This is a genomic window from Exiguobacterium sp. SH1S21 (assembly GCF_004337175.1).
Taxonomy (GTDB): Bacteria; Bacillota; Bacilli; order Exiguobacteriales; family Exiguobacteriaceae; genus Exiguobacterium; species Exiguobacterium aurantiacum_A.
Map to the genome: position 1 here is coordinate 34,258 of NZ_SJUY01000006.1, position 19,967 is coordinate 54,224.

The following is a 19,967-nucleotide window of genomic DNA, read 5'->3' on the forward strand; positions in this document are numbered from 1 at the left end:
ATGATAGAAGTATGAGGGAATTATCACATCCTTCGTTAACCGGTTTGTAAAGGAGAATGCCAGATGATAGAACCAGTATTTCGAATCTTAGTGACCGACGATGAGGAACAGATGCGCGATTTGCTCGTTTCCAATTTAGAAAAAGAAGGCTATGAGACGGTCACCGCCACGAACGGCCTTGAGGCGATCGACTTGTTAAAAGAACAGTCGTTCCACCTCGTCTTGCTCGACGTCATGATGCCCGAGCTCGACGGTCTGACCGCCTGCATGCGCATCCGTGAGTTCTCGAACGTCCCGATCATCATGCTGACGGCCCGGTCTGAAGAACTCGACCGGATTCACGGATTGAAGATCGGCGCGGACGACTACATCACAAAACCGTTCAGCCCGCGCGAACTGCTCGCTCGAATCGAAGCGACACTTCGGCGCACGCACAACTTCTCAAAAGAACAAGAAGCCACGTTCGACGCCGGTGTCTTATCGATCGATATCGAAGGCCGCGCCGTAAGCGTGAAAGGCAAAACTGTCAACTTGACGCGTAAGGAGTTCGATCTCCTCTATTTGTTCATCACGAACGAAGACAAAGTGTTCTCTCGGGAACAGCTCCTCGACCAAATTTGGGGTACCGAATACCACGGCAACCTCCGGACGGTCGACACGCACATTAAGACGCTCCGTCTCAAGCTCGGCGAAGCCGGTGGCTACATCCAGACCGTCTGGGGGATCGGCTACAAGTTCGAGGCAAACGTATGAAGCAATACACGATCCGGAAGCGGATTTGGATCACCATCTGGACGGCCAGCCTCTTCTCTGCGTTCGTGTTCATCATCATGACGTTTTACTTGTACGACAAGTTTTACATTCAGACGCAAGAAGAACTGCTGATCAACCGCGGAGAGAAACTCGTCACCATCTATAAGGCGGACGGCTTCTCCGACGCGTTCGCCGACAGCATGACGTACACGAACGAACTGACCGAAACGAAAGTGTTCCTCTCGTCCGTACGGGAAGATAGTCTCGGCTCCGGGAAGACGTTTTTACGCGAACAAGATCTCGCTCGTTTGCAAGACGGCTACGCCATCTCGGTCACGCGCAAGCACCCGACCGAGGATGTCGACATTCTCATGTCCGCGTTCCCGCTCATCCGTGACGGCGAACTCGATAATGCCCTCATCCTCTATATGGAGCTGAGCAAAATCAGTGAGCCGTTCCAACCGATCCGGCTGATGATCACGTTCTTGCTCATCTTGATGATTGTCAACTTGCTCATTTTCGGGACGCAAATCATCGACACGATCATTCAACCGCTCATCCAAATGAAACGAGCGTCGCAAGTATATGCCAAAGGTGACTTCACGCACCGCATCCCGATCGATTCCGATGACGAGATTGGTGACTTGGCCGAGACGCTCAACCGGATGGCCGAGTCGCTCGGACTCGTCGAGGAGCAGCGCAAAGAATTTTTGGCGAACGTCAGCCATGAGCTCCGGACCCCGCTATCTTACATTCGCGGGTATACCGAGATGCTGCAAGACCCGACGCTCGACGAGAAGACGCAAGCCCAGTATTACGACATCATCGAGAACGAGACGGAGCGGTTGCAACGACTCGTCAACGATCTGCTCGACCTCGCCCAGCTCGAACGCGATTCTTATCCGATGACGAAAGAACCGGTCGTGTACTCACAAGTGCTCGAAGACGTGTTATACCGGTTTGAACCGATCGCGCGCGCGAAAGGTGTCACCATCGAAGCGGATTTCGACTTCGACCTTATCATTCTCGGGGATCACGATCGCCTCGAACAAGTCGTCGGAAACTTACTCGATAACGCCCTTCGTTACACGGAAGCCGGCAGGTCGATCCATGTGAGGACGTTCGCGGAAGAGAACTATGCCATCACCGAGATTCGCGATGAAGGCCGGGGCATCCCGAAAGAAGACCTCGATCAATTGACGAAACGTTTCTATCGCGTCAACAAATCGCGGACGCGTGAAGACGGCGGTACCGGACTCGGACTCGCCATCGCCAAGCACATCATGGAACGCCATGGCGGCTCGATGCATTTCACGTCCGAAGTCGGCAGCGGCACGACCGTGTCGCTTGCTTTGCCACTCTTGCCAGACGATGAAGACATATAAAAGAGGCAGCCGCGGCTGCCTCTTTTTAAATATCTTTGCCTTTATAGGCATCATCTGATTCGTTCATGAGCCGCTCGCGTTCGGCGTGTGTCTGCGGGAACCCGTTCGCTTGCCATTCGGCCCGATGATTCGAGTCGAGTTGCGTCAACCCTGCTTCCGCCTCGTCTTTATCGGAATCGACACTTTCCATCTTGTCCATCTTGCTCCACGTGTTATCCTCCTGGTCTTGCGTCAACAGCGCCGCGACTTTCGGCGCGACGAGTGCAGCACCGGCCACACCGAGCACGATCCCCATCAATACTTTCTTATCCATCCAATACCCCTCCTTAGTCACTATGCACAGATAATTCCACTGTTCCCGAAACTTGAAACACTTTTCTAAAGCGTTTACACAAAATCAGGAAGTGGAATAACACTCAAAGAAGGAGGCGATGGAGATGAAAAAGCAGGAGCATACGTCAAAACGGCCGTTCGATAATCCGGACGCCGTCGATACAGACAAAGAGAGCATCTTTGACCAAGAAGGCATGGAGACGGTCGACCCGATCCCGGTCGAAGAGCTGAATCAAAAAGTGAAAGACGAGAAACGAAAGCGCCACTCAAAAGACGATTCGGTCAGCGAGAAAAAATATGACGGCAACAAATAAGGATGCGGACAAAGTTGTCCGCATCCTTATTTTCATGTTAGGTCTTTTGGCGAGAAGCCGTATGGTAGCATCTCTTCTTTTGTCATCACTTTCGTCTCACCGGCCATGTTGGCCAAGATTAACGTGAAGTCGTCACTCGCAAACTCGGCGATGACTTGACGACAAGCGCCACATGGCGAGATCGGGCCTTCCGTGTCTCCGACGACGACGACCGTGTCGATCGACTTGCTGCCTTCCGATACCGCCTTGAAGATGGCAGTCCGCTCGGCACACATCGACAAACCGTACGACGCGTTCTCGACGTTACAACCTAAGATTTCCTTACCCGTCTCATCGATGACGACGGCACCGACGTTGAACTTCGAGTAAGGTGTATATGCGCGCGACCGCGCGTCAATCGCCTTATGAACGAGCTCTTGAACTTTTTCATGTGGAATCATTGAATGTTCCTCCGCTTCTTGAATTTAAAAAGAAGTCTGACATCTGAACTATAACGTGAAAACGTTTTCTTGACAAGCGTTTTCACGGTCCCGTCAATATTTTTTCTTCTTCTTTTTCTCGAAGACGACAATCGATTCGACGTGAGCCGTTTGCGGGAACATATCGTACGGTTGGACGTAGTTGACCTTATAATCGGCTTTCATGAGTTGATCCGCGTCGCGCACGAGCGTCTGCGGGTTACATGACACGTAGACGATCCGTTTCGCTTTCGAAGAAATCATCGCGTTTAGGAGCTGATGGTCCACACCTGTTCGCGGCGGGTCGACGACGATGACGTCCGGAATCCACCCGTCTTTCACCCAGCGTGGAATCCAATGTTCAGCGCGCCCCTCGACGTATGTCGCATGATTGTAGCCGTTCTCACGCATGTGAGCATTTGCGTCTTCAACCGCTTCAGGTACGACTTCCATCCCGCGAATCTCTTTCGCGTGCGGTGCGAGCCAAAGTCCGATTGAACCGACACCGGCGTACGCATCGATGACGCGTTCTTCGCCAGTCAGACCGGCCGCCTCGACGACTTCACGGTACATGACTTCGGTTTGGGCCGGATTGAGTTGGAAGAAAGCACGTGGCGACAAGTGGTAATGCACGTCGTCTAGCTGCTCGTCCATCTTGTCTTGACCGGCGATGTGGACCGTTCGGTAACCGAAGATGACGCCCGACCGGTTCGAGTTGATGTTGATATGGAACGAGACGACGTTCGGCAATTCCATGATGCGGTCGCTGAGCGTATCCAAGTTCGGTACGTCCTCACTCCCGACGACGAGAACGACTTGAACGTCGTTCGTCTTGTAACCTGAACGGACGACGATCGTCCGGGCAAAACCGACGTCACGTCTCGCGTCATAGACCGGGATGTCGAGCTCGTTCAAAATACGGACGATGGCGTTGTTGACGTTCGTCGTATCACGTTGTTGCACCATGCAGTACTCGATCGGCACGAGGTCGTTCGAATTCGGCTTGTAGAGGCCTGAAACGATCTCGCCGCGCTGAACTGACAACGGGAATTGAGACTTATTACGATAGTACCAAGGGTTTTCCATCCCTTTCGTCGGACGGATATCGGACTTATCGACGTTCAACTTCGTCTTCTGACGGAACGCATTGCGGACGATGTCTTCTTTATAGTCCATCTGCAGACGCGAACTCATATGTTGAATCTGGCAACCGCCACATTCGTCATAAATCGGACAAGGCGGCTTGACCCGGTCCGGCGAGTCGTTGTGTCGCTTCGTGACCCGCGCCTCGGCATAGTTTCGTTCGATGCGCGTGATTTCAATGTCGGCTCGTTCCCCTGGTAACAGGTTTGGGATAAAGATGACCATCCGATTGATCATCGCGATGCCCTCCCCGTTAATGCCTAACCGTTCTGCTTTCGTGCTTGCACGTTCTCCTACGATCAATTTCAATGTGTTTCATCCTTTCGAGATACTTGTTCTAAATCTTTGGCGTAACGTACGACTTTCGCACGTAAGGAATCAATATCAGCTAACAATCGATGCAAATCCTCTGGCGTCGTGAATTCGTCTAACGTGTTGACTGATAAGCACAGTAACTCCGTTCTCGATTTTAACACGTTCATTTTCCCTGCCGTATCTGTTCGTGATTTACCCATCTCATGATCGCTCCTTCGCTTAGTGACAAAGAGTTGTTATTATAGCATACTATTTCGTGTAACTTGATGAAAAGGTGGAATCCACATGCAAAACATCTCGACGACGTTCGATCCGTGGGAAGCGTATCTCGATCAAACCGAGTTCGGTCGACTCATCCTCTCGAACGTCGAAGTGACGACGACGAAACTATGCAATATGCGCTGCGAGCATTGTGCGGTCGGCTATATGCTCGATCAAACGGAAGAACCCGAGGTCCCGCTCGAGCTGTTGATCTCGCGCCTCGACGAGATCGAGCACTTGCGCGCCTTCTCGATCACGGGCGGTGAACCGATGCTGTCGATGAAGTCAGTTCGAAACTATGTCGTCCCGCTTCTACGCTACGCTAAGGAACGCGGTGCCCGCACACAGATCAACTCGAACTTGACGTTGCCGCTATCTCGCTATCATCTTATTACCCCTTACCTCGACGTTTTGCACATTTCTCATAACTGGGGAACGGACGCCGATTTCTTAGAGGGCGGTTTCGCGATGATGGACCGCAAGCCGAGCGAATCCGCTCGCCTCAAAATGCTTCAGACGATGAAGGACAATGCCCGTGCCCTCACGGCCGAAGGGGTCATCGTATCGGCCGAGACGATGATCAACAAGCGGACAATCCCGCATTTAAAAGAAATTCACGAGGAAATCGTCTCGCTCGGTTGTCAACGCCACGAATTGCACCCAATGTACCCCGCAGACTTCGCTAGCGCGCTCGAGTCGGCCTCTCTCGACGAGATCCGTCAAGCTATCCATGACGTACTCGACATTCGGGACGAAAACGTATGGATGCTGTTTGGAACGTTGCCGTTTTACGCCTGCTCGGACTCAGAAGCCGACCGCGCCTTACTGCGGCGACTCTCGACCGCGAAAAACGTTACGGTCCGCAACGACCCGGACGGACGCTCCCGGTTGAACACGAACATTTTTGACGGTCAGATCATCGTCACCGACTTCGGCGACGAACTCGGCACACTCGGCACATTGTACGATACGTCGTTCCAAGACGCGTACGATCAATGGACGAACAGCGCATTGAACGCCACACTGTCGTGCCATTGCCCCGCCGTCAAATGCCTCGGACCGAACGCACTCGTCAAACAAGCGTACTATCCGACGGTCGACTTTAGACAACGTGTCGCCCAGTCGTTTTAATTATTTCGATTCGGGAAATATTTAGTATATAAAACGAATCGAGGTGTTCGATGATGACAGCGATCTATGTGTTCATCGTTACCGTCATGGGAATCATCATTTTCGGAGGCGTGCTCAGCATCTTATTGACAGCCGCATTCGTTTCGGACAAAGTAGACCATGATGAAGTGTTCAGTCAAGGCAGTTGGGACGATGAGTTATTGCAAATAAATCATACCCCTCAACCGATTGATGAACCAAAAAGCTGAGACCTCTCAGCTTTTTATTTTTGTATATGAGGTGAACTATGGAACGGTTTCGTTTTTCGATCTTATTGCTCGTCGTTTTTATTTCGGGCTTGATTCAAGGGGCGCTCATCCCTTTACTATCCACATTAATCGAACGTGACGGCAACCCGGCCTGGCTGAACGGCTTGAACGCGACGATGCTCTATTTGGGCGTCATCGTCTCGGCGCCGCTACTCGAACGGTTCGTTCGCAAATACGGATTCCGCCCGACGATCGTCCTCGGCATCGTATTGACGGCGCTCGCCACGTTCTTTTTACCGCTCTGGCCGTCACTGCTCATGTGGGCCGTCATGCGCTTCGTCATCGGATTCGGAGACTCGGCGCTTCACTACGGCTCGCAAGTGTGGGTCACGTCCGTGAGTGAGAAACGGAGTCTCGGACGGGCGATGGCGTATTACGGGATGTCGTTCAGTCTCGGGTTCGCGGTCGGTCCGTTGATCGCACCGCTCGTCGATATTCACTTTTGGCTCCCGTTTCTCATCTTGATCTTCTTCTGTCTCGGATCACTCTTCCTTATCTTCAAGGTCGACAACGAGTACCCCGAAGCGGAGAAAGTGAAGACGGACTCGACCGGACGCATCCGTCTCGTCTTAATCGGCGCCGGGTATACGCTGCTCCCGGCGTTCACATACGGTTTTCTTGAAGCAAGCTTGAATGCGAACCTGCCGATCTTCACGGTCCGTAACGACATCGGGCTCGCACAGACGAGCACGCTCATCACGACGTTCATCGTCGCGTCCATCATCGTACAGTTGCCGCTCGGACGGCTCGCCGACCACTTCGGGAAGAAACGTATCCTTCAAATCGTCTTGACGCTCGGTACGCTCTTGTTCGCCCTCGCGAACCTAGCCGTCGACAACTATGCGTGGCTGCTCGTCTTGTTCGCCTTGGCCGGTGCCGGACTCGGTTCCACGTATTCGCTCGGCCTCGCCCATATGACGGAAGTGTTGCCCCGCTCACTCTTGCCGACCGGCAACATGCTGTACAGCATCTCGTTCAGTGTAGGGTCGATCAGCGGTCCGATGATCGGTGCGTTTTGGGTCGCGTTGCCTAAAGAAGTATATTTCCTCATGTACGCCTTAATACTCGGCATCCTGTCGATCAGCCTATACACGTCAAAAGCTAAACCAATCGAAGCATAAGAAAAGGATGAATCTCCGCGGAGATTCATCCTTTTCGTTTGTCATTCGTTTGGTGGCCCGACTCTGACATCGTTTCGTTCGAACGCTCGGATGAACACCTCATCAAGAGCGAACGGCTCCGTATCGAGTGATGCCAATACGTCGGACTTGAGCGTCACCTCGATGACGCGGTCATTGATTTGCCACTTCGTCTGGATGTCGTCGCCTTGCCTGACGGCGCGCACATCGACTTGGTCGTGATGTTCTTTCAATCCGCGACTCACGCACTTCATCACGTACTTGACGTACTCATCTCGCGGCTGGCGCGACACGAGTATGTTTCGGACAATCAAATTTCTCGTCATGGCACAAACCCTCCCTTCTGTTAACTTGTCGTACGCAAGTCTTTACAACGAGGACCGATTCATAACTGAAAATTTTCAGAATTTTTAATATATTTTGCCATGAGAATAAACTTTCGTCAACTGTACCTCGAACTCATTTCGCGGCAGAGCCGCCCGGCCGACGACGACCTTGAAAATACGTTGACAAGTAGATGCCGGCGATGACGAATAGCAACCCGACGAGCGCGTTCCAAGGAATCGTCTCACCGAGCAGTAAACTCGATAACAGGACGCCGAACAAGGGAACAAAGAACATATAGAGCGACACCCGGCTCACCGGGTTGTGCTTCATGAGCGTGTTCCACAACGTGAAACCAATCGCTGATAACAATGCGAGGTATAACAGGAACAATAGCGTCTTCACCGTGTAAGGCAAGAACACGCCTCCCGGGTCAAGGATAAATCCGACGATCAACAGGCCGAGCGAACCGATCACCATCGCCCAAGCGGTCATCGGAGCGACGTCGTGGTGTCGCGAGTAATCTTTCGCGACCAAGTTTCCGAACGCGCCAGACACCATCGCCAAGATGAGAAGAATTTCACCGATTCCAAAACCAATTTCCGAGCTTGCTGTCGGCCAGTTCGCGATGACGATCCCTGAGAAACCGAGAGTGAGCGCGATGCCTTTCAACCGGTTCAACCGATCATCTTCATAACGGAAGTGGGCAAGCGCCATTTGAAAGAACGAAGTCGAGCCAGCGATGATCGACCCTTGCACCCCGGTCGAGATGGACAATCCGATATAGAAGAACAGATATTGCAAAAACGTCAAGAACGCCCCTAAATGTGCGTATGCCTTCAACTTTTCCCGATTTAATCGAATCGGCCGCTTGAAGACGAGCCGGCTGATCACAAGCAACAGAATACCGGCCAGTAAAAACCGTTCGCCAGCAAAGAACAGTTGTTGGCCGTACTCGCCTGCTCCGATGTCTAACGCCTCATAACTTAATTTAATGAACGGGAAAGCACTCCCCCATAAAAACGTGTTGAACAACGCCAACAGCGTGACGCTCCAAGAGCGTTGAAATATATTTTGCATGACACGAAATCTCCTTAATCTTTTAGTTTGTGAGTTGTTATAAATGGTGTTAAAATAGACTTACATGATAATCATTATAAATAAGGAAATTTTAAAAATGGATGATAAGCCCTTTAAACAAAGAAAGATAATGATAATCATCCTCAGTCATTATCATTTAACTGATATATATTCTCAATTGGAAAGAGGTGCCTACTATGAACGTACACGCAACTACTGCACAAGAAAAAAGCCACGTCTTCAAACGGGCAAATTGGTTCGAACATATCGAGCTCATCATGGCGCTCATCAGCGGTGTATTGATTGTACTCGCATATTTCACAGAAAGACAAGGCGGAACCCCTTGGATATACGTCACGCTCTACTTGAGCGCCTTCTTGATCGGCGGTTATGCCAAAGCCAAAGAAGGATTGACCGATACGTGGGAAACCCGTTCATTGAACGTCGAGCTACTCATGATCATCGCGGCGATCGGCGCCGCCTCGATCGGCTATTGGATGGAGGGCGCGATCCTCATCTTCATCTTCGCCTTATCCGGCGCGCTCGAGACGTACACGCTGAACAAAAACGAACGTGCTCTCGAATCGTTAATGGAACTCCAACCGGAACAAGCGACCCGTTTTGATGCGGCCGGCGGTCTCGAAGTCGTGCACATCGACGATTTAAAAGTCGGCGACCGGATTTACGTCCGGCCGGGTGAACGCATCCCGGTCGATGGGCGCATTTTGAGCGGGACCGCCTCTATCGAAGAAGCAGCCATCACCGGGGAATCGATTCCGGTTGATCGGACCGTCGGCGACGAAGTGTTCGGTTCAAGTGTTAACTTGAACGGGGTGCTCACGTTATCTGTGACGAAACTCGCCACCGAGACGTTGTTCCAAAAAATCATTCAAATGGTGCAGCAAGCCCAAGAAGAAAAATCGCCGTCGGCCCAGTTCATCGACCGCTATGAGGGACGATACGTCCAGATCGTGCTCATCTCGGTCACGGCCATCATCTTGCTCGGTCCCGTCCTCACTTCGTGGTCGCTCGAGACGAGCATATACCGCGGGATGATCCTGCTCGTCGTCGCCTCACCATGTGCCCTCGTCGCAGCGATCACACCAGCCGCGCTTGCCGCCATCGCCTCGTCCGCTAAACACGGGATTTTGTTCAAAGGCGGTGTCCACATCGAAAACATGGGACGTCTCAAAGCAATCGCATTCGATAAGACTGGGACGCTCACAATCGGTAAGCCGGTCGTCCAAACGGCGTTGGTTCATCCTGACATGGCAGCAGAAGACGTTTACCGCGTCGTCAGTTTGATCGAAGAACATTCGATGCACCCGCTCGCCGAGGCGCTCGTCAAGTTCACGGGCAAACACACGGGAGACATGGATCACTTTAAAGACATCACCGGTTCAGGCATCGAGGCGACGATTGACGGCACTTCCTACCGGGTCGGTAAACAAAAGTTCGCCGACCGGAGCGGTGACTTCTACCGCGAAGATGTCGAACGGTTAAAAGCCGCCGGACACACACTCGTCTTCGTCAGTGACGATAAGCAGACGATCGGTGCATTCGCACTGCGTGACACGTTACGCCCGGAAGCCAAACAAGCGATTGAGCGCTTGAACCATCTCGGAATCGCGACGATCATGATCACAGGCGACAATGAAGCAACGGCACGCGCCATCGCGACGGAAGCGGGCTTGACCCGCTACATCGCCGAATGCCTCCCAGAAGAGAAAGTTGAACAAATCAAGCTGTTAAAACAAGAGTACGGCACGATTGGGATGATTGGCGACGGCATCAACGACGCTCCGGCCCTCGCGACAGCAGATGTCGGGATCGCCATGGGCGAAGGAACCGACGCCGCACTCGAGACGGCTGACGTCGTCCTCATGAAAAACGACCTCGTCCGCTTAAGTTCAGCAATCGAGCAATCTCGTAAATTGAACCGGATCGTCTTACAGAACGTCGTGTTCGCCCTCGGCGTCATCCTCGTTTTGATCGCGACGAACATCTTCGAGTTGCTCGTCATGCCGTTCGCCGTCGTCGGTCATGAAGGGTCAACGATTCTCGTTATTTTGAACGGGCTGCGCTTGCTCAGTTCTTCATGGGACTGACAAATTTCGACAACGTTTGAAACCGTCATTGAAAGCGAATGACGGTTTCGCTATAATGGAAACAGTGTGTCTAACAGACCGATAACAGATAGATGATTGGCTAAAGGTGGTACAGCATATGAATACGATTGCAGTGATCGGCAAAGTGTTTGTCGATATTAAAGGAACATCGTTCGCCCCGCTTCATAAAGATGCGAAAAACGTCGGAGACATCGCGTTCTCGAACGGCGGAACCGGCCGTAACGTCGCGCAAAACTTAGGCATCCTCGGTAACGACGTCCGGTTCGTGTCAACCGTCACAAACGACCAAATCGGGATGGGTGTCCTTCAAGAGCTTCGCGACTTAAACGTCAACGTCGATCATGTCGACCTGCTTGAAGATAACGGTATGGGCATGTGGCTCGCCGTCATGGACAATAACGGCGACCTCCAGACCTCGATCTCGAAACAACCAGATGAAGCGATGATGGAACAATGTATCCTCCGCCGAATCGATACGGTGTTCGCCGAAAGCGAAGCCGTCGCCATCGACCTCGATCTGTCGGTCAACGTCTTAAATGAGACGATTGAACTTTGTCGCGAGATGAAGCTCCCGCTTTACGGGGTGTGCGGTCATTTATCCGTCATCGAGCGAAATCGCCACTTGCTTCAAGGCTTCACCGGCTTCATCTGTAGCCGTGAAGAAGCCGAAATCCTGTCTGATATGTCAATCGTCACCGTCGATGACGCATTGCGCGTCGCCGAAGTGCTCGCGATGAAAGGTGCGCCGCTCACAATCGTCACGATGAGCGAGCTCGGTGCCGTCTACGTCGATCTCCGGACGAACGAGCAAGGACACGTCCCGACGACGAAAGTCAAAGTTGCCGATTCAACAGGCGCCGGTGATTCATTCTTTTCGGCCGTCATCTCTGAATTGATGAAACATCATTCGATCGAAGACGCGCTCCGCCTCGCCATGCGCGTCGCCGCAAAAGTCATCAGTTCTCACGAGAACGGTTTGACTTCTGATATGTACAAATCGCTAGAACAAACGACGACAGATTAACAAAGCGCATCGACGGTGAGTCGATGCGTTTTGTTCACTATAAGCTACCGAAAGGAACGATCCCATTGGTCAGAACAAAATTACGCAGCGCCATCATCCTCACGAACGAACACGACGAGGTCGCGCTCATTCGACGCGAAAAAGAAAACGCACTCTATTACGTCTTCCCTGGCGGCGGTGTCGAGTTTGGCCATACGGCTGAAGAAACTGCCGTCCGTGAAGCTTATGAAGAACTCGGCGTCAACGTCGAGCTTGAAGGAGTCGCCGCCTACGTCGCCTTCAACGGTGAATTGAATCCTTATTTTTGGGCCCGCGTCACAAGTGGCGAATTCGGAACTGGTACAGGCGAAGAGTTCCAAGCTGAACAAACGAACGGCTCGTACACCCCGATTTGGGTGAAGCGGAGCGCATTGAGCCGCCTGCCGGTCAGACCCCCTTCTTTAGCCGAGCTGCTCACCACCAATCCAGAACGATTCTTTGACAAAACGTTAGCCGAAGACTGAATCAATGTGTAACCTGCTGACAAATCGGGAAAGATAGTTTCTAACGATAACGTTCAGGAGGATATGTGCATGGATACTACAGAAGTGAAAGAAAAAAAGAATTGGCTCTCCTTCGGGAAAGAGTTGTTTCGTCGTTTTAAAGAGCATGACGTTCAAGATTACGGCGCAACGCTCGCTTTTTTTTGGTTCTTATCGATTTTCCCAGGAATCATTTTTATTTTAGCGTTGCTCTCGTTCTTCGATATCACGCAAGCGTCGTTTCAAGAACAGCTAAATAACCTAGCGCCAGGTTCGGCGGCGACCGATTTTTTATCAGGGATCTTTGAGGCGATCGGCGAGCCACGAGGCGGACTGCTCTCGATTGGTGCGATTTTAGCGATTTGGTCGGCCTCTAAAGGAGTCGAACGATTGATCAATATGGCAATCCACGCGTACGGTGAGGACAACGAACGCAACTTCTTCGTCAGTAAAGGCATCGCCCTCGGCTTGACGTTCCTCCTCGGCGTCGGCGTCTTGCTACTCATCATCTCGAACGTGTTCGGTTCACAAATCATCGAATTCATTTCAGACTACCTCCCGATTTCCGGTGCCGAAGTCGTCTTGATCAACGTGTTCCGTTACGTGCTGACGACGGTCATCTTAATCTTGACGCTGTCGATCTTTTATAAGATTGCACCGCAACAACACGTGTTTTGGAAAAGCACCGTCCCCGGCGCCATCTTCGGCGTCATCGCTTGGCAGCTCGTCTCACTCGGTTTTAGCCTATACGTCTCGAACTTCGGTAACTACGATTCGACGTACGGATCACTCGGAGGCATCATCGTCACGTTGCTTTGGCTGCAGTTGACCGGCATGATCATCTTGATCGGCTCTGAGATCAACGCCACGTGGCAACGCTTCTTCAAAACCCCGAGCGAGCAGGAGTATGAGAAAAACTATAAGAAAAACAAAAAATCCAAGTCGAAAGACTCGGACGAAGATGACTACAAAGATATTCCGGTCAACACGTACGGATGACAAAAGGCGAACTCCGTTGAGAGAGTTCGCCTTTTTGCATGGATGATTATGCCTCTACGACATCGAGTCGCCCCGTTCCTGGATCGATGACAAATCCGTGGACGTCCGTACCCGGCGGCAGGAGCGGATGGTTTTTGATCAGACTGACCGAGTTGACGACGTTCGCCTCGACCGAGTCAAAGCCATGCAACCACTTCTCCAAGTTCATGCCTGAGGCTTTGAGCGTCTGTAACGTCTGCGGATCAATTCCGCGCCGCTCCATCTCGCCGATGACCGCGTTCGGGTCGATAGCGGCCATGCCGCAATCGTAATGTCCAACAACGATCACCTCTTCCGCACCGAGAGCGTATAAGGCGACGAGAATCGAGCGCATGACCGATCCGAACGGATGCGACAATACCGCGCCCGCGTTTTTGATGATTTTCGCGTCGCCGTTCTTCAAACCGAGCGCATGTGGCAATAACGACGTCAACCGTGTGTCCATACAAGTTAAAATGACAATTTTCTTATCAGGAAATTTATCTGACACGTACTGCTCATACTGCTTCTCTGTCACGAACCGTTCATTGAACGCAAGCATGTCTTTGACGACTGACATATCGTTCCCCTCCTCTATGTTTATGCGATAACGCGTGCGACGATCAATCCGATGACCATCCAGGCCCCGAACAACGTGTTGACCTTCGCCGTCATCGCCATCGCCGGCATCAGGTCGGCCGGCTCACGTTTCACCCAGAACCGCTTCACCGCACGAATCATGATCGGAACGGTCATTAACGAAAGCAATACCCAAGGCGTGACCCCGTAAACGAATACGGCGACGAGGATACCAATCAGCGCTACGATAAAGAATCCGGCCAAAACGAGCACGGCCCGGCGATGTCCGACGAGACACGCGATCGTGCGTCGTCCGTTCACCTTGTCGTTATCCAAGTCTCGAATATTGTTGGCCAGTAAAATCGCCCCGATCAAGAGCGCCATCGGGAACGACACGAGCAACAACTCAGTCGTCACCGTGCCGATTTGGATATACCCTGAAATCCCGATGATGACGTAGCCCATGAACAATCCGGCGACGAGTTCACCGAACGGCGTATACGCGATCGGAAGCGGGCCACCCGTATACAGATAGCCGACCACCATCGACAACGCTCCGATCCAAAGCAAATGCCAGCTCGTCGAAGCGGCAATGTATAGACCGAGAACTCCCGCGACGCCATACATCCCGAGCGCGATGCCGAGCACTTGACCCGGCGTGAACCCGTCTCGCACGATCGAGCCGCCAATTCCAATCGAGCCCTCGTGGTCGAGCCCGCGTTTGTAGTCATAGTATTCATTAAATAAATTCGTCGCGATTTGAATCAAGACCGAGGCGATGAGCATCGCCAAGAACAGACCCCATTTCAAATCGGTTTGACCGACGACGATAAACGTTCCTAACAGCACCGGAATAAAGCTCGCCGTCAGTGTGTGCGGACGAATCATGCGCCAATAAGCACCTTTCTCTCTCTTCTTCATCTACTTCCCTCCCTTCGTTAGTTTACGTCTCCACAAAAAAATCTGTCAATGCCCGCCCCTCAATCGTCTGAAGTCATGTTTCTCGAGCATTTGACGGGCAGTACAGCCGTTAAGTCATGATACACTAAAAGATGAATATTCTATCGGATTGAGGAGGCTTTTCTTATATGCCAGATACTCAAACACACATTAAACAACGAATCGAACAAGCGCATAAACGCGCACGCGCATGGCAACGACCTGTCCTTGCCTCATACACGTGGGAGATCCCTTCGTTCGACGCGTTTCATATCATTCAAAATACAGAAACATCACACTATTATTTTTCGACACCCGATCGCTCACTTGAAATGCTCGGTTGTGCCGACGCGCTCGTCTTGACGGCGTCCGGACCCGAACGGTTCCAACGTCTGCAATACGACTGGAGCCTGCATCGCCGAGATGTCGATGCCGTCATCTATGCGTTCTCAGGATTTTCGTTCGATACGTTCGTCCGACCTCAAAAAAACATGTGGGACTCATTCGGCGAGGCGGCTTTAGTCGTCCCTAAATTTTTATACCGTCGTTCCGGTGACAAGCACACGTTGACGGTGTCGACCCTTGTTTCTTCAAACCAGACCGTTGAACAATATTTAATTCAACTAGCCGACCAATTGGCCCAGTTCAACGCCCTGCACGCGCCCGATGAGTCGACACCGACGTATTCGAAAGTAAAAGACGGCGTCGATCACTTTAAATCAAGTTTTCAACAGGCGAAAGGATATATCGCCGAAGAAAAAGTCGAGAAACTCGTCATCGCCCGGGAAGAGATTTACCAGACGTCAGATGAAGCGTTCCCGTTCGCGAAGACGCTACGGCACTTGTCTGAACATCAAGAAGGTAGTTACGTGTTCTTATATCAACCGAAACGGGAAATCGGATTTTTCGGGGCCACACCGGAGCGGCTCGTCCGTAAACAAGGACCGCATATCGAGACCGCGGCCATCGCCGGCACGATCAAACGCCCGGATACGGACGCGGAAACCGAGACGGCGAAACAGCAGTTGTTGCATGACCGTAAAAATTTAGAGGAGCACCAAATCGTCGTCAAAGACATTCAAAACGCTCTCACGCCTTATGCAGCGACCATTCATGTCGCACCGTCCCCGACGATTTTAGAGAACCGCTCGGTATTTCATTTACACACACCGATCAAAGCGACTTTGGACACGAACGCGTCTCTCCTCTCCATCATTGAGTCGTTGCACCCGACACCCGCACTCGGCGGTTCTCCGAAGCGGACGGCCGTCCGCTTGCTGCGCGACATCGAACGGTTCGATCGCGGCTGGTACGGCTCACCGTTCGGCTGGTTGAACACCGACGGAGAAGGTGAATTTGTCGTCTCCATCCGTTCGGCCCTTGTCCAGCATCAGTTCGTGGCATTATACGCAGGCTGTGGAATCGTCCAAGAGTCTGAACTCGAATCAGAGCTAGCCGAGACAGAAGTCAAATTGAGCCCGATCAAGCAAGCGCTCGGGTTAGACCAAGTCATTTCAGGAGGCAATCACGAATGAACGATATGTTAACGAATTGGGTATCCCATATGATGAATCGACTCGTCGAAACTGGGATTTATGACGTCGTCATCAGTCCCGGTTCGCGTTCGACACCGCTGGCGATGGCCGCGTATTTGCACCCGAATATACGCCATCACGTCGTCGTCGATGAGCGTTCAGCCGCTTTCTTCGCGCTCGGACTAACCCGCGCTGGCGAAGACGTTCGGCCGGTCGCATTAATTTGTACGAGCGGCACAGCCGCTACCAACTATTTTTCAGCTATCGCCGAGGCAACGATTTCCCAGCTCCCGCTCGTCGTCTTGACGACAGATCGGCCGCATGAGTTGCGTAACGTCGGGGCCCCGCAAGCAATCGATCAAGTCCGTCTCTACGGTGAACATGTGAAGACGAGCCTCGATCTACCGGTGCCCGAGCCAGAGAGTCTGCGCTATATGGAACAAGCCGTCGGACGTCTCGTACGCTTGAGTGCGCAGGCCCCGCTCGGACCGGTCCATATTAACATTCCGTTCCGAGAACCGTTACTGCCCGATATCGAACGTCTGAAGTCACAATTGACCGCCACTTCGAGACGGAGCGAGACCTCGTACATTCGTCCCGTCACCGACGACTTGGTTCGCTTCAAACAAGAGACGGCCGTCGAACGGCTCGCTTTCGTCGTCGGACCTGGCACGCCGACGTCTTGGCTCGAAACCATCTCCAACGTAGCAAACACTCACCGAATTCCGGTGTTCGCCGATCCGCTCAGTGGCATGCGTTGCTTTGACGGCGTTTTGACGAATTATGACACGTGGCTCGCAAGTGAGCATAGCCCAGAATGGACGCCGAATGCGGTCGTTCGCTTCGGTGCGGCTCCTGTATCGAAACGGTTGAATGAATGGCTCAAACAGACCCACCAAATCTTGATTGAACAGCCTGGCTCGTTTCGCGACCCATCGAGTCGTGCGACTGTCGTCTACGGCGACGCGAATGATTATTTGGAGGTCATCGACGTCCCGTTTGACGACGTCTACTCGGCTCGCTTTTCCTTATTCGAACAAGTCGCCGAATCGGCCAAACCAAGTCTGAGCGGTGAGAGCGCCTTGACCCGCCACGTCTTGAACGCTCAGATCGACCGCTTGTTCGTCAGCAACAGCATGCCGATCCGTGACGTCGACACGACGCTCGGCGCCGGACAAGCCGTATCCGTCTTCGCCAACCGAGGCGCGAACGGGATCGACGGAATCATCTCGAGCGCGCTCGGTGCTTGCCACGACACAGAACGAGCCGCGTTACTGATCGGTGACTTGGCGTTCTATCACGACAGCAACGCCCTGCAGTTACTAAAAACGCATCCTGGCTCGTTCTCGATCATCGTCGCCAACAACAACGGTGGCGGCATCTTCTCCTTCTTACCGCAAGCATCAATCGAGCCACAGATGTTCGAAGACTTGTTCGGTACACCGCTCGACTTGAACATCCGTGGCTTCGCCGACACGTACGGGCTTAGCTATCAACTGCTCGAACGTCCAGAAGACGTGACTGCAGCGATCGAGGCCGGGATTCAGTTGATTGAGTTCCCGTCCGACCGTGCCGACAACGTCTTATCCCACCGGAACTGGACGGAATCGATCTGCACGCGTCTCACTTTGGAGAATGGGACGTGAGACGCACTGTCCGTGACGTGTCGTATGAAGTGCTCGAGCACGGGTCCGGAAGACCAGTCCTCTTGTTGCACGGCTTCACGAGCAACGCAGGATGGCTCTCACATTTCCCTGACTTGCCGGTGCGCCTCGTCGCCCCGTCCCTGCTTCAACATGGACAGACCGGCAGTTGCTCGGTCGCCCGCGCGAAGATGAGCCAACAAGTGAAGGATTTATCGACGCTGCTCGACACAGACGAAAGACCGTGGACGGTCATCGGCTATTCGCTCGGCGGCCGCATCGGCATGACACTCGCAGCCTGTGACGAGCGCGTGGACCACTTCATCGGGATTAGTACGACGCCCGGTCTTATCGCTTCAGAACGACGAGCGCGACGCGACGCCGATGAACGGCTCGCGCGACGGATCGAGACGGACGGAATCGAAGCGTTCGTCGCCGCATGGGAGATGCTCCCGCTTTGGCGCCAAACGGACGAGATGCGGGCATCACTTCGACATGAGCGGCTCGCTCAAGATTCGTCGGCGCTCGCGAACAGTTTGCGCGCCATTGGGACCGGCAGTATGCCGTCGTTATGGACGGATCTTGACCGCCTGCCTCGAACCGATTTGATCGTCGGCGCCCACGATGTGAAGTTTCAAACGATTGCTCGCGCTATGCGTGAACGTCGTCCAGACATTCGGATACACGAAATTTCGAATGCGGGCCATGCTCCCCATATCGAGAACGCCCAACAATTTGGTACAATGATAGAGAAATTGATTTTAGGGGGAATTTAAATGGAATCAGTAGCAAACTGGACATCGGTCCGGACGTATGAAGACATTAAATATGAGAAGTGGAACGGGATCGCAAAAATCACGATCAACCGCCCGGAAGTTCGGAACGCGTTCCGCCCGCTCACGGTCAACGAATTGATTGACGCGTTCGCGCGCGCCCGTGACGATAAAGAAGTCGGCGTCATCATCTTGACAGGTGAAGGCGATCAAGCCTTCTGCTCAGGTGGCGACCAAAAAGTTCGCGGTCACGGCGGCTACGTCGGTGACGATGATATCCCGCGCTTGAACGTCCTTGATCTTCAGCGCTTGATCCGAGTCATCCCGAAACCGGTCATCGCCATGGTCGCTGGATACGCCATCGGTGGCGGACACGTCTTGCACCTCGTCTGTGACTTGACGATTGCGGCCGACAACGCTCGTTTCGGTCAAACTGGACCGAAAGTCGGATCGTTCGACGCCGGTTACGGTTCAGGCTACTTGGCCCGCATCGTCGGACATAAGAAGGCTCGTGAGATTTGGTACTTGTGCCGTCAATACGACGCACAACAAGCGCTCGACATGGGGCTCATCAACACGGTCGTCCCGCTCGAACAGCTTGAAGCCGAGACGGTCCAATGGTGCCAAGAGATCTTGCAACACTCGCCGACAGCACTCCGCTTCTTGAAAGCTGCGATGAACGCTGATACGGACGGCTTGGCCGGGATCCAACAGCTCGCCGGTGATGCGACGCTCCTTTACTACACGACAGATGAAGCAAAAGAAGGCCGTGACGCCTTCAAAGAAAAACGTGACCCTGACTTCGGTCAATTCCCGCGTTTCCCGTAAATCGTAAGAGAGTAGCGAATTCGCTACTCTCTTTT

The 19,967-nt window shown here is 52.8% G+C and carries 22 protein-coding genes; 14 read left to right on the forward strand and 8 right to left on the reverse strand.

The window, feature by feature from the left end; genetic code table 11:
• The first annotated feature begins 63 nt into the window (after nucleotides 1-63).
• Nucleotides 64-753, forward strand: coding sequence for a response regulator transcription factor (locus EVJ24_RS09260; protein WP_070328942.1), 690 nt, complete (start codon nucleotides 64-66; stop codon nucleotides 751-753).
• Nucleotides 750-2,138 carry a sensor histidine kinase gene (locus EVJ24_RS09265; protein WP_131441092.1) on the forward strand — a complete coding sequence of 463 codons (1,389 nt, stop codon included), beginning with the start codon at nucleotides 750-752 and terminating at the stop codon, nucleotides 2,136-2,138. Before EVJ24_RS09260 ends, EVJ24_RS09265 begins: the two co-directional genes overlap by 4 nt.
• A 25-nt stretch (nucleotides 2,139-2,163) precedes the next feature.
• Here EVJ24_RS09265 and EVJ24_RS09270 read toward each other — a convergent pair whose 3' ends face one another.
• Nucleotides 2,164-2,451, reverse strand: coding sequence for a hypothetical protein (locus EVJ24_RS09270; protein ID WP_070328940.1), 288 nt, complete (start codon nucleotides 2,449-2,451; stop codon nucleotides 2,164-2,166).
• 118 nt (nucleotides 2,452-2,569) lie between these two features.
• Here EVJ24_RS09270 and EVJ24_RS09275 point away from each other — a divergent pair, with 118 nt between their 5' ends.
• The gene (locus tag EVJ24_RS09275; RefSeq protein WP_131441093.1) at nucleotides 2,570-2,785 is read left to right on the forward strand and encodes a hypothetical protein; all 216 of its coding nucleotides are present in this window, start codon (nucleotides 2,570-2,572) and stop codon (nucleotides 2,783-2,785) included.
• A gap of 32 nt (nucleotides 2,786-2,817) precedes the next feature.
• Here EVJ24_RS09275 and cdd read toward each other — a convergent pair whose 3' ends face one another.
• From cdd to EVJ24_RS09290, 3 genes are all read right to left on the reverse strand, one after another.
• Nucleotides 2,818-3,225, reverse strand: a complete 408-nt coding sequence (cdd, locus tag EVJ24_RS09280; protein ID WP_016510463.1) for a cytidine deaminase — start codon at nucleotides 3,223-3,225, stop codon at nucleotides 2,818-2,820.
• A gap of 93 nt (nucleotides 3,226-3,318) precedes the next feature.
• The gene (gene rlmD / locus EVJ24_RS09285) at nucleotides 3,319-4,695 is read right to left on the reverse strand and encodes a 23S rRNA (uracil(1939)-C(5))-methyltransferase RlmD (RefSeq protein ID WP_131441094.1); all 1,377 of its coding nucleotides are present in this window, start codon (nucleotides 4,693-4,695) and stop codon (nucleotides 3,319-3,321) included.
• Complete coding sequence (locus tag EVJ24_RS09290; RefSeq protein WP_016510454.1) at nucleotides 4,692-4,901, reverse strand: hypothetical protein; 210 nt, start codon at nucleotides 4,899-4,901, stop codon at nucleotides 4,692-4,694. Before EVJ24_RS09290 ends, rlmD begins: the two co-directional genes overlap by 4 nt.
• Before the next feature lie 85 nt (nucleotides 4,902-4,986).
• On the opposite strand from EVJ24_RS09290, the gene yfkAB reads away from it, so the two are divergent.
• The 3 genes from yfkAB to EVJ24_RS09305 are packed head-to-tail and all read left to right on the forward strand — an operon-like array spanning nucleotide 4,987 to nucleotide 7,522.
• The gene (gene yfkAB, locus EVJ24_RS09295) at nucleotides 4,987-6,093 is read left to right on the forward strand and encodes a radical SAM/CxCxxxxC motif protein YfkAB (RefSeq protein WP_131441095.1); all 1,107 of its coding nucleotides are present in this window, start codon (nucleotides 4,987-4,989) and stop codon (nucleotides 6,091-6,093) included.
• Between the two features lie 50 nt (nucleotides 6,094-6,143).
• Nucleotides 6,144-6,341: a hypothetical protein gene (locus EVJ24_RS09300; RefSeq protein WP_070328936.1), complete on the forward strand. Its 198-nt coding sequence runs from the start codon at nucleotides 6,144-6,146 to the stop codon at nucleotides 6,339-6,341.
• A 38-nt stretch (nucleotides 6,342-6,379) separates the two neighbouring features.
• Nucleotides 6,380-7,522 (forward strand): MFS transporter, encoded by a 1,143-nt coding sequence (locus EVJ24_RS09305; RefSeq protein ID WP_131441096.1) that lies wholly within the window; start codon nucleotides 6,380-6,382, stop codon nucleotides 7,520-7,522.
• Nucleotides 7,523-7,563: 41 nt separating this feature from the next.
• Here EVJ24_RS09305 and EVJ24_RS09310 read toward each other — a convergent pair whose 3' ends face one another.
• Both EVJ24_RS09310 and EVJ24_RS09315 read right to left on the reverse strand, forming a co-directional pair.
• The gene (locus EVJ24_RS09310) at nucleotides 7,564-7,866 is read right to left on the reverse strand and encodes a hypothetical protein (protein WP_016510464.1); all 303 of its coding nucleotides are present in this window, start codon (nucleotides 7,864-7,866) and stop codon (nucleotides 7,564-7,566) included.
• A gap of 133 nt (nucleotides 7,867-7,999) precedes the next feature.
• Nucleotides 8,000-8,944, reverse strand: a complete 945-nt coding sequence (locus tag EVJ24_RS09315) for a DMT family transporter (RefSeq protein ID WP_131441097.1) — start codon at nucleotides 8,942-8,944, stop codon at nucleotides 8,000-8,002.
• Between the two features lie 197 nt (nucleotides 8,945-9,141).
• Between EVJ24_RS09315 and EVJ24_RS09320 the strand changes: the two genes are divergently transcribed.
• The 4 genes from EVJ24_RS09320 (at nucleotide 9,142) to EVJ24_RS09335 (ending at nucleotide 13,617) form a co-directional block, all read left to right on the forward strand.
• Complete coding sequence (locus EVJ24_RS09320; protein ID WP_131441098.1) at nucleotides 9,142-11,052, forward strand: heavy metal translocating P-type ATPase; 1,911 nt, start codon at nucleotides 9,142-9,144, stop codon at nucleotides 11,050-11,052.
• Between the two features lie 118 nt (nucleotides 11,053-11,170).
• Nucleotides 11,171-12,097 carry a carbohydrate kinase family protein gene (locus tag EVJ24_RS09325; RefSeq protein WP_131441099.1) on the forward strand — a complete coding sequence of 309 codons (927 nt, stop codon included), beginning with the start codon at nucleotides 11,171-11,173 and terminating at the stop codon, nucleotides 12,095-12,097.
• 65 nt (nucleotides 12,098-12,162) lie between these two features.
• On the forward strand, nucleotides 12,163-12,600 hold the full coding sequence (locus EVJ24_RS09330; protein WP_236637614.1) for an NUDIX hydrolase: 438 nt from the start codon (nucleotides 12,163-12,165) through the stop codon (nucleotides 12,598-12,600).
• A 69-nt stretch (nucleotides 12,601-12,669) separates the two neighbouring features.
• Complete coding sequence (locus EVJ24_RS09335) at nucleotides 12,670-13,617, forward strand: YihY/virulence factor BrkB family protein (protein ID WP_131441101.1); 948 nt, start codon at nucleotides 12,670-12,672, stop codon at nucleotides 13,615-13,617.
• A gap of 46 nt (nucleotides 13,618-13,663) precedes the next feature.
• Here the strand turns inward: EVJ24_RS09335 and EVJ24_RS09340 are convergent, their stop codons facing one another.
• Both EVJ24_RS09340 and EVJ24_RS09345 read right to left on the reverse strand, forming a co-directional pair.
• A complete protein-coding gene (locus EVJ24_RS09340; RefSeq protein WP_070328930.1) occupies nucleotides 13,664-14,215 on the reverse strand; it encodes a beta-class carbonic anhydrase in 552 nt (183 codons plus the stop codon).
• 20 nt (nucleotides 14,216-14,235) lie between these two features.
• Nucleotides 14,236-15,135: a 1,4-dihydroxy-2-naphthoate polyprenyltransferase gene (locus EVJ24_RS09345; protein ID WP_131441102.1), complete on the reverse strand. Its 900-nt coding sequence runs from the start codon at nucleotides 15,133-15,135 to the stop codon at nucleotides 14,236-14,238.
• Between the two features lie 167 nt (nucleotides 15,136-15,302).
• Here EVJ24_RS09345 and EVJ24_RS09350 point away from each other — a divergent pair, with 167 nt between their 5' ends.
• Genes EVJ24_RS09350 through menB form a run of 4 tightly spaced genes read left to right on the forward strand, consistent with a single transcriptional unit; the run spans nucleotide 15,303 to nucleotide 19,932 of the window.
• Nucleotides 15,303-16,688 (forward strand): isochorismate synthase, encoded by a 1,386-nt coding sequence (locus EVJ24_RS09350; protein WP_131441103.1) that lies wholly within the window; start codon nucleotides 15,303-15,305, stop codon nucleotides 16,686-16,688.
• Nucleotides 16,685-18,334, forward strand: a complete 1,650-nt coding sequence (gene menD, locus EVJ24_RS09355) for a 2-succinyl-5-enolpyruvyl-6-hydroxy-3-cyclohexene-1-carboxylic-acid synthase (RefSeq protein WP_131441104.1) — start codon at nucleotides 16,685-16,687, stop codon at nucleotides 18,332-18,334. The genes EVJ24_RS09350 and menD overlap by 4 nt, the downstream gene beginning before the upstream one ends.
• Nucleotides 18,331-19,107, forward strand: coding sequence for an alpha/beta fold hydrolase (locus EVJ24_RS09360; protein WP_236637615.1), 777 nt, complete (start codon nucleotides 18,331-18,333; stop codon nucleotides 19,105-19,107). Before menD ends, EVJ24_RS09360 begins: the two co-directional genes overlap by 4 nt.
• The gene (gene menB / locus EVJ24_RS09365; RefSeq protein WP_070328925.1) at nucleotides 19,108-19,932 is read left to right on the forward strand and encodes a 1,4-dihydroxy-2-naphthoyl-CoA synthase; all 825 of its coding nucleotides are present in this window, start codon (nucleotides 19,108-19,110) and stop codon (nucleotides 19,930-19,932) included.
• Nucleotides 19,933-19,967 lie beyond the last annotated feature (35 nt).

Bases quoted from the DNA above. Each gene is read 5' to 3' on its own strand.
- EVJ24_RS09260 (WP_070328942.1), top strand. From the start codon at position 64: ATGATAGAACCAGTATTTCGAATCTTAGTGACCGACGATGAGGAACAG.
- EVJ24_RS09265 (WP_131441092.1), top strand. From the start codon at position 750: ATGAAGCAATACACGATCCGGAAGCGGATTTGGATCACCATCTGGACG.
- EVJ24_RS09270 (WP_070328940.1), bottom strand. From the start codon at position 2,451: ATGGATAAGAAAGTATTGATGGGGATCGTGCTCGGTGTGGCCGGTGCT.
- EVJ24_RS09275 (WP_131441093.1), top strand. From the start codon at position 2,570: ATGGAGATGAAAAAGCAGGAGCATACGTCAAAACGGCCGTTCGATAAT.
- cdd (WP_016510463.1), bottom strand. From the start codon at position 3,225: ATGATTCCACATGAAAAAGTTCAAGAGCTCGTTCATAAGGCGATTGAC.
- EVJ24_RS09290 (WP_016510454.1), bottom strand. From the start codon at position 4,901: ATGGGTAAATCACGAACAGATACGGCAGGGAAAATGAACGTGTTAAAA.
- yfkAB (WP_131441095.1), top strand. From the start codon at position 4,987: ATGCAAAACATCTCGACGACGTTCGATCCGTGGGAAGCGTATCTCGAT.
- EVJ24_RS09300 (WP_070328936.1), top strand. From the start codon at position 6,144: ATGATGACAGCGATCTATGTGTTCATCGTTACCGTCATGGGAATCATC.
- EVJ24_RS09305 (WP_131441096.1), top strand. From the start codon at position 6,380: ATGGAACGGTTTCGTTTTTCGATCTTATTGCTCGTCGTTTTTATTTCG.
- EVJ24_RS09310 (WP_016510464.1), bottom strand. From the start codon at position 7,866: ATGACGAGAAATTTGATTGTCCGAAACATACTCGTGTCGCGCCAGCCG.
- EVJ24_RS09315 (WP_131441097.1), bottom strand. From the start codon at position 8,944: ATGCAAAATATATTTCAACGCTCTTGGAGCGTCACGCTGTTGGCGTTG.
- EVJ24_RS09320 (WP_131441098.1), top strand. From the start codon at position 9,142: ATGAACGTACACGCAACTACTGCACAAGAAAAAAGCCACGTCTTCAAA.
- EVJ24_RS09325 (WP_131441099.1), top strand. From the start codon at position 11,171: ATGAATACGATTGCAGTGATCGGCAAAGTGTTTGTCGATATTAAAGGA.
- EVJ24_RS09335 (WP_131441101.1), top strand. From the start codon at position 12,670: ATGGATACTACAGAAGTGAAAGAAAAAAAGAATTGGCTCTCCTTCGGG.
- EVJ24_RS09340 (WP_070328930.1), bottom strand. From the start codon at position 14,215: ATGTCAGTCGTCAAAGACATGCTTGCGTTCAATGAACGGTTCGTGACA.
- EVJ24_RS09345 (WP_131441102.1), bottom strand. From the start codon at position 15,135: ATGAAGAAGAGAGAGAAAGGTGCTTATTGGCGCATGATTCGTCCGCAC.
- EVJ24_RS09350 (WP_131441103.1), top strand. From the start codon at position 15,303: ATGCCAGATACTCAAACACACATTAAACAACGAATCGAACAAGCGCAT.
- menD (WP_131441104.1), top strand. From the start codon at position 16,685: ATGAACGATATGTTAACGAATTGGGTATCCCATATGATGAATCGACTC.
- menB (WP_070328925.1), top strand. From the start codon at position 19,108: ATGGAATCAGTAGCAAACTGGACATCGGTCCGGACGTATGAAGACATT.